The 224-nt window shown below is 46.0% G+C and carries 1 pseudogene; it reads left to right on the top strand.

Features of this window, described 5'->3' with window-relative positions:
- Positions 1 to 27: 27 nt before the first annotated feature.
- A pseudogene (gene ushA / locus IEX97_RS13305) lies at positions 28 to 224 on the top strand (bifunctional UDP-sugar hydrolase/5'-nucleotidase); the annotation flags it as partial.

The following is a 224-nucleotide window of genomic DNA, read 5'->3' as shown; positions in this document are numbered from 1 at the left end:
TAATCCCGATAAGAAAAAGGAAAAAAAATGAATCAGCGTCTGATTATCAAAACCGCTTTGAGTGCCGCTATTTTGGCCTCGCTGGCTGGATGTGCTTCGCAACCTGCTCATGAATGGAATGCAGATACCACTTATAAATTGACTGTCTTACACACCAACGATCACCACGGTCGTTTTTGGCAGAATAAACACGGTGAGTACGGCATGGCCGCGCGCAAGACGTT

Origin of the sequence: Paenalicyclobacillus cellulosilyticus, assembly GCF_014647315.1 — a bacterium.
Lineage (GTDB): Bacteria > Bacillota > Bacilli > Alicyclobacillales > Alicyclobacillaceae > Alicyclobacillus_J > Alicyclobacillus_J cellulosilyticus.
This window is presented reverse-complemented; position numbering and strand designations above follow the sequence as displayed.